The sequence below is a fragment of the Ruegeria sp. YKSD179 genome, from assembly GCF_059612885.1.
On record NZ_JBXWRL010000023.1, the window covers coordinates 35,083 to 48,462 of the forward strand.

Genomic DNA, 13,380 nt, shown 5'->3' on the forward strand with positions numbered 1-13,380 from the left:
TCAGAAAACCAAACGTGAATTCGACCACTCGTCAAATGCTTGCGACCTTTGGATCGCAAACATTCGAACTAAATGGACTACTTTCGCAATCGACGAGGCTTGGAAGACCCTTCGGCAAGCATCTCCGAAGATCCCTGATTCTGATTTTGATTGTCCATTACCTCTTCGCCGCCACCCATAAGAACCGTCTTCAGGTTTTGAAGCGCAGCCGGCTTCATGGCCAACAATTCTTCCATTTTTCCCTGGTTTTGATTTTGGTTGTCCATGACTTCTTCGCCACCGCCCACCGACCCAATACCGACTTCGCGAAGGATCTCGGGCTTCATGCGCGAAATCTCCTCAAGGCTGCCTTGGTTCTGGTTCTGATTGTCTGATAGGGCGAAGTCGTCCGGCAGGGAAGCTTCGATTTCTCTTAGCAAATTTGGAGCAAGGTTGTCTTTGAGAACGCCGAGCACACTAAGTTTGTCCATGGGAAACTCCTGATCAAATAAGCTTGGCAATCTCAACTCAATAACACAATATAAAGATGTTTGCAATTACTTAAAGCAATTTTAGGTTGTTCACTTTTAAAGTGCTAATAAATTTAGGTGTTTTAGTTTTTGTTGTCTAAATCGAAATAAAACTCCTTCTTTAGACGGATTTATTTCAGGATCTTTGCTGGAAGGTGCAATAATTTTTTCCTTTGATATTTCCTAAGTTATTTGTGTTTACGCTAGTGGTCGTCCGGTTTTTACATGACCCGCTAAAAGTTTACTTTTAGTTGTGCTTGGGCGACTGGCCAAAGTGAAAAGCTGCGTGCCTTTAACTAGAAGGCTATCGTCCCACGGGTTTTCACGACTTAAATCCCGACGAGACTAAGGCAATTGTCGCGGCTTGTCTTACCTAAAAAGTTAGTCATCGCTAGTGAGATCGATGACCTGAGTTCTGCACTTAAACTGGGCTGAGCCACGGCAAGTGGATGGATTGATTTCATGTCTTGCACCAAACCAGTCGTCTAAACCTTAGGCACAGCGCACAGTTCTGCCCCACTTGTCACCGCAATCTGGGCGAAAAAGCTTTTCTGAAACGAAATGGACAGTCAGGCTGCTGGCAAGGTTGTGCTACAGATAATTCCATCGAGACTATGGAGGACTCTCAATGAACGATCAAACCCGAACCCAACGTCTCACCGCAGCAGATTTCGACCAAGAACTTCTCGATTTGTACGATTACTATGCGCATGGGAGGATTTCAAAGCGGGAATTCCTCGATCGCGCTGGAAAATGGGCTGTAGGTGGATTAACCGCAGCGGCAATACTAAGCACCCTTTCACCCAATTACGCATTGGCTCAACAGGTCGCAGAAGACGACCCGGAGATTCAGGCCGAAGAAATCACCTATAGTAGCCCGGACGGAACCGGTGATGTGTCGGCCTATCTCGTGCGTCCAACCCAGATTGACCCCGATCGACCGCCTGCGGCAGTTCTGGTTGTACATGAAAACCGCGGCCTCAATCCTTACATTCGAGACGTTGTGCGTCGCGTTGCCAAGGCTGGTTTTGTCGCGATGGGTCCAGACGGGCTTTCATCGCTTGGTGGGTATCCGGGAAATGACGATGAAGGTCGCGAAATGCAGCGAAGCCTGGATCGCGAACTTCTCCTAAACGACTTTTTTGCAGGTTTTGAGTTTCTTCAAGCGTTGGACGGTACGAATGGAAAAGTGGGAGCAACCGGATTTTGTTACGGCGGAGGCGTCGTGAACAAATTGGCAGTGGCCTACCCAGAAATGGCAGCTGGTGTTCCATTTTACGGAGCCGCGCCGGACAACGCCAAGGTCGGTCTTATCGAGGCCCCCCTGATGATACAGCTTGCTGCGCTGGATCAACGGATAAATGCGATGTGGCCTGAGTTTCAAAAAGCACTTGTCGAAAATGACAAGCGCTACCAAGTTTACATCTATCCCGGCGTGAACCACGGATTTCACAACGACACGACACCTCGATACGACCAAGCGGCGGCAAAACTGGCGGAAGAGCGTATGATCGCTTGGTTTCGCACGTACCTGGCGGGTTAAAATACACCTGCGATGTCACTGTGAAGGGGTAACTTCTGACTTCCTGCGCCAATGATGCCTTTGCTGTCTGGGCGCCTGACAACCTCATCTTGGCGCCTGCAGGCATAGCCATCTGTGTTTTGCCAATAGGTACTTTTGGGCAAAGATATGACTTCCAAGTTCACTTATCTTCTTAATCTTGGCTGATTTGATATCCCGCCTTCCAGTGCTGGCCGCGAGTCTGATCGGGAGGTCGGTTTTGCTTACTGCAAAAGAAAAACCCCACCGTGATGGGGTTAGTTGAGGTTTGGGACAGTGAATCTCGTTCAGAGATGATCCTTCTATCGCCGACTAGCCTTTCGATTACTTAAAGCTGTCATTAATTCGAGCGCCTTCAAGCAATCAGCAATGTTGACCGAGGCCTCGAAGATAATTGGAGTGGATCGATTTTGGCAGTCTACCGAGCCAGAGAACTACCGAGGGAACAGAAGGTGGTCTCAATTTCGTTGAAATAGCATTTCGTGAGACGCGATGTTCGCGACAGTCACTGAATGCCAACCGAAATCATTTTATGTGAACAAAAACTCATCCGTGAGGATCAACGGCTGAGTGCTTGCCACCTTTTGTTCTACCGGAACTTCAGGTTTCACCCGGGAATTCGAACTTAGAGTGACACTCCTACTTTGCGCTCTTTGTTGCTCAATCTTGTTCAACAAGAAAAAAACTGCCGCATTTGTACCGACAAGGTTCTGGGGTACAGGTATCTGCTCGACGTTTGGGCCCATCTTGGTGTTGCTCACTGTAGTAGCTGAAAATGCCTTACGCATGGTCAGCTTAAGCCAAAACATGGCAATACTAAGGCGAATGCAATGTGCGTGCAGCATGAGCTTTTAATCGCTCACTGATTGCAACACGCTACCGTATGGGTGCTAAAAGTTGTCAAACACCGTCAACTCACACCTTTGTCCCAATCGAGACATCAGGAATCCCGGCACTGTTTTGAATAGAATAGAAAAATTCGATCCGCACCTAGTGTGGTTGGATGGAAATAACCTGGCAAAATTTGAATTATCAGCCTCAAATGACCGAAAGCAATGTGCTTGCAGCCCCTACAAACCCAGCCGCCGCTACCGCAGCCGCAAGGAGTATACAGCAGACCTCCAGTGCAGATAGTTTCATTTGCTCGCATCGCCCCTTAGCAGAACTTTCCGCTCGAGATAGAGGAACTCTGGCAGGTCGCAAAGAGCATGCGCATTTACGCAGCGGAAACTTGCCTCGCGACGGCACATATTCGCCCAGAATACCGTTCAGGTTTCCCACGAGTGGCACTCCCAAGCTCTTTGGAACTTGACCTGTTGCCGCAATACATCACGAGTCGAATCCCAAACCTGAACTGCGGGTGATTTTGTGTGCTGCAGGATGTCAGCACCTGCCTTGCAAACCAGTTAGGTCTTTTCCGATTCGCCACATTTCGACAGAATTAGGTGCGCTAAAGGCCGAAACCGAGAGGCTAATCGGCCTGATATGACCTTGGCCAGCCAAAGCTCGCATTGGTTCCAACAATAGCCCGGCTGTCTTTGCCGTGGTTCGGATGGACCAAATGGATCAAGTAAGACGGCATTACGATCATTTCACCTGCACCAGACGCAGGGATTTTTGCTTCGAAAAGCGCTCGACACCGATATCCGGAAATGTGGTAGCTCATTCCTGAGATCAAGAAACTGGATCATACCGGAGGATCCTTCTTCGATCTTTGGCTGCGAAGCAAAATAAACACCTGACCAGTGGCCACTCTGGGGCGAGTATGAGGGGAGTTGTTACCGCAGAGAGGATTTTCGTTCATGCATCCAAACAACTTTAGTCTAAACTCCTCCGGATCGACCTACTGAGAAACCTTCGCGAAACGTGGAGTACAGCATCCTGTGCCGCTTTCTGTTGGCGAATTCGCTGAGTTGAGAATAACCAACGGGGACGCGATCAAGTCGCAGAACACATCCATCTACAAAAAGGCCAATGTCAAAACAGAACGCAACTTTCAGGTACGCCAGTCGAGGAAATGTTGATCGAAGAACCCTGAGAAATCAGAACTTTTTAGAAGTAACAACCGTTCAGTAGCTTAAAGCCTTAGGTGCGCAACAACAGCCTGTCTATAAACGGTTCAGCAGTTTCCTTTACTGCAACTTGCGCCTGGGATTCACGCGATCGACAGGTTCAGTTGAAACAAAAAGAAATTTTCTGACCTAGGTGTTCATAGGGTTCGAATTTTGTATGAACAAAGAATGACCATAAGGGAGAAGTAAATGAAGAAGTGTTTTTTGGCTGCGACAGCAGCGGCGCTTTTCGCAACGGGTGCTTTGGCTGAAGTCAAAGTAGGGATGATAACAACGCTTTCAGGCGGCGGAGCGGGCTTGGGAATTGATGTGCGCGATGGATTTATGCTTGCAATCGCGCAATCCGGTCGAGACGACATTGAGGTTGTGATTGAGGATGATCAACGAAAGCCGGACATCGCTGTGCAGCTTTCCGACAAGATGATTCAGTCCGAGCGTGTTGATGTAATGACGGGCATTATCTGGTCAAATCTGGCAATGGCTGTCGTGCCTGCAGCGGTAAACCAAAATGTGTTCTATCTGTCACCAAACGCTGGACCTTCTGCGCTTGCGGGTCAGGGTTGTCACCAAAATTACTTCAATGTTGCCTGGCAGAACGACAACTTGCATGAGGCGGCGGGGGCTTATGCTAATAACGCCGGCTATAAGAATACCTTCATAATGGCCCCGAACTATCCAGCGGGCACTGACGCGCTAACTGGCTACAAACGCTTCTTTAGCGGTGATTTGGCTGGTGAGGTCTATACAGAGCTTGGTCAAACAGATTATGCAGCCGAGATCGCCCAGATCAGGGCAAGTGATGCCGACAGCGTTTTTTTCTTCCTTCCTGGTGGGATGGGGATTTCTTTCCTAAAGCAATATGCGGACAGCGGTATAGATCTTCCGGTTGTCGGTCCAGCGTTCAGCTTTGATCAAGGCATCCTTCAGGCAGTTGGCGATGCCGCGCTGGGCGTCGTGAACACTTCGCAGTGGAACAAGGATATCGACAATCCGACTAACGCAGCTTTTGTCGAAAGCTTCCAAGCCGAATACGGCCGCTTGCCGTCGCTTTATGCAAGCCAGGGGTTCGATACGGCGAACCTGCTTCTGTCAGCACTTGAGAAGGCTGATCCATCTGATGCAGATGCATTCCGTGAAGCCCTGCGTGCGGCTGATTTTGACAGCACGCGTGGAGAATTTGCTTTCGGGCAGAACCACCATCCGGTGCAAACGATCTACGCTCGTGAAGTGGTCAAAGAAGGTGATGTATTCACAAACAAGATCATCGGTCCAGCTCTGGAAAATCACTCCGACGCTTACGCTGCCGACTGCAAAATGTGATCAATTCCTGCCTGCCTTCAAATTTAGGCAGGCAGGCATTCGGAGTTTTCATGTCTTCGATCTTAATTTTCGAGCAGATCCTTAACGGGCTGCAATTCGGCGTCATGCTCTTTTTGATGGCTGCTGGGCTGACGCTGATTTTCGGCGTGATGGGGTTGATCAACCTCGCCCACGGCTCGCTGTACATGGTCGGTGCGTTTGCAGCAGCTGCCGTTGCGGGGGCAACGGGCTCATTCTTTGCGGGGCTCGTTGCCGCGCTTGCAGCTGCGGCGTTGGCAGGCGCGATTATCGAAATCGGTATAATACGGAGGCTTTATGACGCCCCGCACTTAGATCAGGTCTTGGCCACCTTTGCCCTGATCCTGATCTTTTCAGAGGGCACAAGGTGGGTATTCGGTTCTTTCCCACTTTTTCTTAACATTCCGCAAGGGCTGTCCGGCCCGGTGAGCTTGCCCGGTGGGATCGAATATCCTCTTTATCGCTTGTTCATTATTTTGACGGGAATAGCGATCGCGGGTGGGCTTTGGTTGCTAATCGAACGCACCCGCATCGGAATTCAGATACGCGCCGGGGAAAATGATCGAGAGATGATCGCCGCGTTAGGCGTTGATATCTCTAAACTTTACACACTGGTCTTCGCTTTGGGGGCGGCGCTTGCTGGTCTCGCTGGTGCGCTTGTGGGCGCAATTCAATCGGTTCAGGTCGGTATGGGTGAACCGGTCCTTATTCTGGCGTTTGTCGTTATCGTCATTGGTGGTATCGGGTCGATCCGTGGGGCTTTCATCGGGGCACTTTTGGTTGGTCTGACCGACACGCTGGGCGGCGTGTTTCTACCCGAATTGTTCAAGCTGTTTATGGATTCAGGCGCCGCGCAAAAAAGCGGATCGGCTATCGCATCGATGGGAATTTACATTCTGATGGGACTTGTTTTGATCTGGCGTCCAACTGGGTTGTTCGGAGCTCGCGCATGAAGTTTGAGGAACGCTATCTCAACTTTTTCGTTTTGGTCGGGCTTCTTTTGCTACCTATTTGGGCGCAGGCGATGGATGAGCCTTTTACGATCACTCTGGCGACGCGGGCGGTGATCCTTGCTTTGGCCGCAGTTGGGCTGAACCTCGCGCTGGGCATTGGGGGGATGGTCAGCTTTGGTCACGCCGTCTTCTTTGGGATCGGTGGCTACGCTATGGGTATACTTGCTTATCACGCTCAGACCTATACGACATTGAGTCTTGGTTTGTTTGAGACAGGCGGGACAAATTCCATGCCGGTCATCTGGCTGGTTGCAATGCTTCTTTCGGGCGCCGTTGCTTTTGTCATTGGTCTGCTTTCGTTACGAACGTCCGGCGTTTACTTCATCATGATAACGCTCGCTTTCGGCCAAATGTTCTATTATTTCGCAATTTCGTGGGCGCAGTATGGGGGCGAAGACGGGCTATCGATCTACGTGCGCAACGGATTTCCGGGCCTAAACACGCTTGTTCCGATCGAGTTCTTCGGCATCTGTTTTGTTCTTCTTTGCGTAACTCTCGTTCTATTCGCCCGCCTTCAATCTTCGCCGTTCGGATTGGCGTTGAATGCGGCCCGTCAGAGTAAATCAAGGGTGGCGGCCGTCGGCCTTAACCCCACTCGTGTGAAACTGCTGGCATTTGTCTTGTCTGGCGCTGTTACCGGGTTAGCAGGAGCGTTGTTTGCAGATTTGAACCGCTTTGTCTCGCCAACAATGTTTAGCTGGCAATTGTCTGGTGAATTGATCGTGCTGATTATCATCGGTGGTGTGGGTCGATTGATGGGACCAGTTATTGGGGCATGCGTATTCGTAGCGCTTGAGCATTTTCTTGGCGAAATAACTGATTTCTGGCACGTTTTTCTTGGAATAATCCTGCTTTGCATAGTTTTGTTCGGACGTGGCGGTCTTATCGGTCTTATCACCGGCAAGGAGGGCGCGCATGTATAGGCCGATACTCGCGACCCATGGTCTTACCAAAAGTTTTGGAGCGCTGAATGCAACACGAGATGTGTCAGTAGATCTTAATAGCAAAGAAATCCATGCGATCATTGGGCCGAACGGCGCAGGGAAATCAACGCTCATCAAACAGATTTGCGGTGAAATGCAACCGGATAGCGGACGCGTAACGCTCGACGGACAAGATGTTTCGAAATTGTCCACATTTGCGCGTGCCCGAGCTGGCCTCGGCCGAACATTTCAGGTGTCTGATCTTTGCATGGAAGACACCGTAATGGAAAATGTTGTGTTAGGGAGTTTGGGTGCCGAAGGCGCTGTAGGGCGTTTTTGGAAAAGCGCTTTGAAAACAAGGGATCTGTGCGAACGGGCAGAGCTAGCTTTAGAGCGCGTTGGATTGATCGAAGAGCGTTACACGCGTTGTGCCAATCTCAGCCATGGACAGCGTCGCCAATTGGAAGTCGCCGTTGCGCTTACACTTTCGCCCCGCGCATTCATTATGGATGAACCAATGGCCGGGTTAGGCGTAGAGGGTTCAAAGCAAATGACAAGTTTCCTTGATGGGCTACGGAAAGAAGCTCCTATTTTGTTGGTGGAACACGACATGGATGCTGTCTTTGCGCTGGCAGACAGGATCAGCGTAATGGTCTACGGCAAAGTCATCGCAACCGGGACACCAAACGAAATAAGAAACAGAAAGGAAGTGCGGGAAGCCTATCTGGGGGATGCTGTATGAGTTTTCTGACGGTCCGGGACCTCACGGCTTCATACGGAGTCAGCCAAGCCTTGTTCGGCGTTGATTTGACCGTAGCAAAAGGCGAAGTTACCGCGTTGCTGGGACGGAACGGAATGGGAAAGTCGACCACCGTAAAGTCAATTTGCCAAATGATCCGCTCAAAAGGCACTATCACTTTGGATGGGTTAAACCTGCAGAATCTTCCCAGCTACAAGGTGTCCCGCGAGGGAGTCGGCCTTGTTCCTGAGGGAAGACGCTGCTTTTCCGATCTGACGGTGCGTGAAAACCTGATAGCGACAGCTCGTCCCGGAGAATGGGATCTTAACGAAGTAACCAAACTGTTCCCAAGGTTAGACGAACGAAAAGGCCAGCGAGCGGGATCGCTTTCCGGGGGCGAACAACAAATGCTTGCCATTGGCCGAGCATTGATGACAAACCCCCGCCTGCTGATTTTGGATGAGGCGACAGAAGGTCTGGCGCCAATTATCAGGCAAGAGATCTGGGCCGCCATTCGGCAACTAAAACAGGAAACCAGCGTCGCAATTTTGTTAATCGACAAGTCGCTAAAAGAACTTTCCGCCATTTCGGAAAGAGCAATAATACTCGAACGCGGTAGAACAGTTTGGTCCGGCAAAATGACTAGTTTGTCACATGAGATTACCGAAAAATACATAGGTATCTGAAGCTCAAATTAGGTTGTCGGCCGGATTTACTCGGCTTTGGAGCAATGGCTTAAGTTGCTCCAAATTCGACAATTTGGGCCGCTGCAAAAAACTCCTTTTCCTTGTATGCTTCAAAGCGATACTCAAGGAACTGGCATGAGCAAAAAAGATCACTGGGACAGAATATATGGCGAGAAGGTCGAAGCAGACCTGAGCTGGCATCAGGATGATCCGACTGTTTCGCTGGAATTGATGTTGCAAGCAGGTCTGACATCAAAGTCTTCAGTCGTCGACATCGGCGCGGGAACATCACGTGTCGTGGATCGTCTTCTTGAGCTTGGGCTTTGCGATATCTCGGTTCTTGACCTTTCCGATTGCGCAATCAAGTCGGCGCGTCGCCGGCTAGGCGACCGTGGTAAGAAAGTTAATTGGATTGTGGCTGATGTAACGACGTGGAAGACCACACGGGTCTTTGACATCTGGCATGATCGCGCAGTGTTCCACTTCCTTGTCAATCCAGCGGACAGGGCTGCTTACGTAGATCAGCTCTCCAACAGTTTGGCTCTGGATGGGCATGCCGTAATAGCGACTTTCGCGCCTGACGGACCAACAAAGTGCAGCGGACTCGATGTCGTAAGATATAGCCCCGAAAGCCTGAACGAAGTTTTGGGTGAAAGATTCACACTAGTTACACATCGTTTTCATCTCCACCTTACGCCCTGGGATCTAGAACAATCGTTTCAATACAGCCTTTTTCAAAAAACACTATGAGCCGAGGATAAAGCCTCTAAACAGAAGCTCACCAAGTCTTGAATGATTGGTTTCTTTCAAACTGACCGGGTTTGGTTGAGAGCAATTTTTGGAAGACAAGCGCACCGCATGGCCCGAAAGCTGCCGTAATCTGACCTTATTCAGGCATCACAATAAATGACGGTATATTTCAATTCGCGATGACCCGAGGCCCCCGAAGTAGAAAGGATTTCTACCGTGTTGAACTTTCTAAAAATAAGTGTGTCCGCGCTTGCTCTGTCTGCTTTCGTGACCGTCCCTGTCGCAACGGTTTTGACTGCCGATTACGCCTACGCGAAAAATGGTAACGGCAACAGCGGAGGCAAAGGTGGAAATGGCGGAAACAACAACGGTGGGAAAGGCGACAACGCCGGGAAATCAGGTGCAAACAAAGGCTGGGGTTCAGACAAAAAGCTGAATGGAAAAAATACGAATTCGGCGAGCAGAGGCGGTAAGCCCAAAAAAGAAGGCAGAATTGGGCGTGCTGTCAAAGAAGATTTTCAAACTTTGGGCCGCAACCTGCAAAAAAACGGCATCAAGGGTCTTTTCAAAGGTAGCAAATCGCAGGTTACCGCAACTCGTACAAAAAGCACCTCTGTCAAACAGTCTGTGAAACCGCCAAGCAGAAAAGCAAGTCTTGTCGACGATTTCACACTTCACCCAAGCAACCTCGGCAAACTTAATGGCGCAATCAACTCCAGCATAAATGCAAAGCTCGCGCATATTGCGAACGATCAATATGCGAAAGGTAAAGGGCCCGTAAGCCTTGCAGCAGCCCTTGCTGTGGCAGACGCCAATTTCAATCACCTCATGGGTGAAGAAAACTCTTTGAGCGCTGAAGACGTTAAGGACATTGCCGCGGCATTTGATCTTTTGGATGCGCCCCCAATGACTCTGGAAGAAGCAGAGGATATTTTGGCCGATCCTGAATTGACGGAGTCAGCAGAATGGGCGACCGCGCAATCTGTTAAAGAAGCCTATGACCTCACTACAGATGACGAAGGGAACACGATTGATCGTCCGACAGAGGAGCAATTGGCAGCTGCCGAGGCAGTGCACGAAACAGAAGCAAACCTTTTAGATCATTATAAAGGCGATTTCTCTGACGACGACTTGGTCGCAGCGGAACAGCAAGACCACGTCCTTGACGCCGTACGAACCTCCAATCCTGACGACGAGGCGGTTAAAGCAGCGCTCGACAACTCGGCAGAGGATCAAGAGTATTCCGTCGACGACGAAGCAGATGACGACGACAGTGAAGTCAGTGACTCATCGGACGACGAGGTTCCCAACCTCGACGAGGAAATCAAAAAAGAACTCGCGAGTAGCGACTAAGCCTAGGTTGAGAGAGTCGGCGACTACGATTTTAGCGCAGTTTCCAGCAAAACTGGATTAATTCTGTTCGATCGTGGCCGTCGGAAGACCTTGCTCGACCCAATCGGGAAAGCCACCCGAATAATATCGCGCGTCCCGGAACCCCCAAAGTTGCGCCTTGACTGCTGCATATGCTGAATATGGGCAATGTGGCCCATGACAGCTGAATACCAGTGTGTCATCAAGGTTTGCGATTTCCAGCAGGGCTTCTCGTGACAGCTCGACCATAAGAGAGTAATTGACAGAATTGGGTATGTGCCCCGCATTAAAATCCAGCAATGCGCGCACATCTACAAACTGTGCCTCACCTTTTTTCCAAAGTGCGTGTGCTTCTTCTGTATTAATCCGTGGGATACTCTCAGGGTAATATAAGCCTTCGTCCCGTTTGATCAGGTCAGCAACTTCATCGTAATCAAGATCACTTCCGGCACTGGCCGGCACGCCCGCCTTCACAACGCCATCATATAGGTGTCGGCGATAATCCGGATCATATCCGTACATATCACCATACCACCAGATAAGACTTTCTTCGGCAGTAAAGGGATCATAATACGACGGAACTGCAAGTGCGTCGTACTGTTCAATCAGCTCGGGCACATCGTCAAGTTGACCAAGGTGGCCAAGTGCGGATGTCAAAGTCGTTATATCTGCTACGATATCAGAGTTGCGCTTGAGCACCCTGCGCATCGTACTCACAGCGTCTTGGTAATTCTTTTGATGAAGCTGAGACACGCCCAATTCGCGCAAATAGCGCGTTGGTTCAAGCGGGTCATAACGTAACGCATACCTGACCGCAGCTTCCGCCTCGTGCGCGCGTCCTGTCGCGTTCAGAACCTTGGCTTTTACGAGGTGTATGTCTGGGTCATTAGGCGATAAAGCGAGCGCCTTGTCAATTTCATTGTACGCCTCGGCGTGGCGACCCTGTTCTACAAGTATTTCAGCTTGAACCGAATATGCCAGAGCTGAAGGCGCCTCCATCGCCTTTTCCAGGCTTCTTTCCACCTCTTTCCACGACCGTTCAAATCCACCACCCATCGCAAGAAACCATACACTTTGCACAATTCGCCAATGTGCGGCAGCCAAGGCCGCATAAGCCCTGTGATAATCCGGGTCGATTGCGATTGCGTCTTCAAACTTGGAGATAGCAATCAAAGTGTCATCCGAGTTGCCGCTGCGCAAGAGTTCGAGGCCGTACAATACCGCGTCATAAGCTTCAGGATGTTCGGTTTCTGTCGCGCCAAGCCCTTGCCTTTCTTTAGCCGTTAGTTGAACCGCAAGAGCGGACGTTATTTCCTGCAAAACTTGATCTTGAAGTTCAAAGACCTGCTGAACGCTACTATCATAGCGGTCGGCCCAAATGTGGTGACCGCTTAGAGCGTCTATCAACTGAGCATTCACGCGAACCTGATCACCTGCCCGACGCAGACTTCCTTCGAGGATGTATTGCACACCCAGTTCTTCGGCGACCTCCTGAGATTTGACGGCTCTGTCTTTGTATGTCCAGCTGGAGTTTCGTGAAATCACGAATATGCCCGACAACTTGCTTAAATCCGTAATTAGATCTTCGGTGATGCCATCAGCAAAGAAGGCATGTTCAGGATTGTCGCTAAAATCCTCGAATGGTAGAACAACGAGTGATGGCTTGTCGGGCAAAGGATGGGACATTTGATCTACCGAGGCAGGAGCAAACTCGGGTTCCCATGGTCGCCAAATCAATAATGCCGCCAACAGAACAATCGCCGCTACCGATATCCCGGCTTTAAACGGAAACGTTCTGGCGCTGGAAACCATAGGCTGCCCACCCGGAACTACTCGATAGACCCTGACGGGGGTTGAGATGTTTTTTAATCTCTTTTCGCCCAGATCCTCATAACCAACTTCCACGTTTGCTTTCAGGTGATCATAGGCAGTGCCAGACACGACCACACCACCCGCAGGCGCAAGTTCTTCCAGTCGTGCGGCGATGTTAACTCCATCCCCGTAAATATCGCCTTCGTCAAAGATCACGTCGCCGAGGTTGACCGCAACCCGATATCGGATCTTTCGATCATCGGAGACATCTTCCTCGCGTGCTTCCATAGCTTCCTGGATAGAAACCGCACAATGCACCGCTTCCACTACGCTAGGGAATTCGGCGATCATCCCATCGCCTGTCAGTTTGATTATATGGCCGTGGTGTGCGTCAATTTTGGGATCGATTAGTTCAATCCGGTGTCGCTTTTGCCGTTCAAGCGTACCAGTCTCGTCGGCCTCCATTAGGCGCGAATAACCAACCATATCGGCGGCGAGAATAGCTGCAATCCTTCGCTCCATGTCGCACCTCCGGTATGGAGAATAACAGAATTTTTTGCAAAACTCGACTGTACCCTCTCGAAATTAGTCACAGCCGAATGTATC

The 13,380-nt window shown here is 50.2% G+C and carries 11 protein-coding genes; 8 read left to right on the forward strand and 3 right to left on the reverse strand.

Annotated features, from left to right (window positions below; translation table 11 throughout):
- Positions 1-77: 77 nt before the first annotated feature.
- A complete protein-coding gene (locus AC2FNE_RS12925; RefSeq protein WP_170604975.1) occupies positions 78-470 on the reverse strand; it encodes a hypothetical protein in 393 nt (130 codons plus the stop codon).
- A gap of 667 nt (positions 471-1,137) precedes the next feature.
- On the opposite strand from AC2FNE_RS12925, the gene yghX reads away from it, so the two are divergent.
- Positions 1,138-2,052: a YghX family hydrolase gene (gene yghX / locus AC2FNE_RS12930; RefSeq protein ID WP_170473176.1), complete on the forward strand. Its 915-nt coding sequence runs from the start codon at positions 1,138-1,140 to the stop codon at positions 2,050-2,052.
- Positions 2,053-3,541: 1,489 nt separating this feature from the next.
- Here the strand turns inward: yghX and AC2FNE_RS12935 are convergent.
- Positions 3,542-3,736 (reverse strand): hypothetical protein, encoded by a 195-nt coding sequence (locus tag AC2FNE_RS12935; RefSeq protein WP_496805517.1) that lies wholly within the window; start codon positions 3,734-3,736, stop codon positions 3,542-3,544.
- 595 nt (positions 3,737-4,331) lie between these two features.
- On the opposite strand from AC2FNE_RS12935, the gene AC2FNE_RS12940 reads away from it, so the two are divergent.
- The 7 genes from AC2FNE_RS12940 (at position 4,332) to AC2FNE_RS12970 (ending at position 10,944) form a co-directional block, all read left to right on the forward strand.
- Entirely contained in the window at positions 4,332-5,462 is a 1,131-nt protein-coding gene (locus AC2FNE_RS12940; protein WP_170604969.1) for an ABC transporter substrate-binding protein, read from the forward strand.
- 50 nt (positions 5,463-5,512) lie between these two features.
- A complete protein-coding gene (locus tag AC2FNE_RS12945; RefSeq protein WP_496805518.1) occupies positions 5,513-6,433 on the forward strand; it encodes a branched-chain amino acid ABC transporter permease in 921 nt (306 codons plus the stop codon).
- Complete coding sequence (locus AC2FNE_RS12950) at positions 6,430-7,416, forward strand: branched-chain amino acid ABC transporter permease (RefSeq protein WP_496805519.1); 987 nt, start codon at positions 6,430-6,432, stop codon at positions 7,414-7,416. Before AC2FNE_RS12945 ends, AC2FNE_RS12950 begins: the two co-directional genes overlap by 4 nt.
- Entirely contained in the window at positions 7,409-8,158 is a 750-nt protein-coding gene (locus AC2FNE_RS12955; RefSeq protein ID WP_496805520.1) for an ABC transporter ATP-binding protein, read from the forward strand. Before AC2FNE_RS12950 ends, AC2FNE_RS12955 begins: the two co-directional genes overlap by 8 nt.
- Positions 8,155-8,841 carry an ABC transporter ATP-binding protein gene (locus AC2FNE_RS12960; RefSeq protein ID WP_496805521.1) on the forward strand — a complete coding sequence of 229 codons (687 nt, stop codon included), beginning with the start codon at positions 8,155-8,157 and terminating at the stop codon, positions 8,839-8,841. The genes AC2FNE_RS12955 and AC2FNE_RS12960 overlap by 4 nt, the downstream gene beginning before the upstream one ends.
- A 135-nt stretch (positions 8,842-8,976) precedes the next feature.
- Positions 8,977-9,591, forward strand: coding sequence for a class I SAM-dependent methyltransferase (locus tag AC2FNE_RS12965; protein WP_170604958.1), 615 nt, complete (start codon positions 8,977-8,979; stop codon positions 9,589-9,591).
- A 216-nt stretch (positions 9,592-9,807) separates the two neighbouring features.
- Positions 9,808-10,944, forward strand: a complete 1,137-nt coding sequence (locus tag AC2FNE_RS12970) for a hypothetical protein (protein WP_496805522.1) — start codon at positions 9,808-9,810, stop codon at positions 10,942-10,944.
- Positions 10,945-11,001: 57 nt separating this feature from the next.
- Here AC2FNE_RS12970 and AC2FNE_RS12975 read toward each other — a convergent pair whose 3' ends face one another.
- Positions 11,002-13,296, reverse strand: a complete 2,295-nt coding sequence (locus AC2FNE_RS12975) for a rhodanese-like domain-containing protein (protein ID WP_496805523.1) — start codon at positions 13,294-13,296, stop codon at positions 11,002-11,004.
- Between the last annotated feature and the right edge of the window lie 84 nt (positions 13,297-13,380).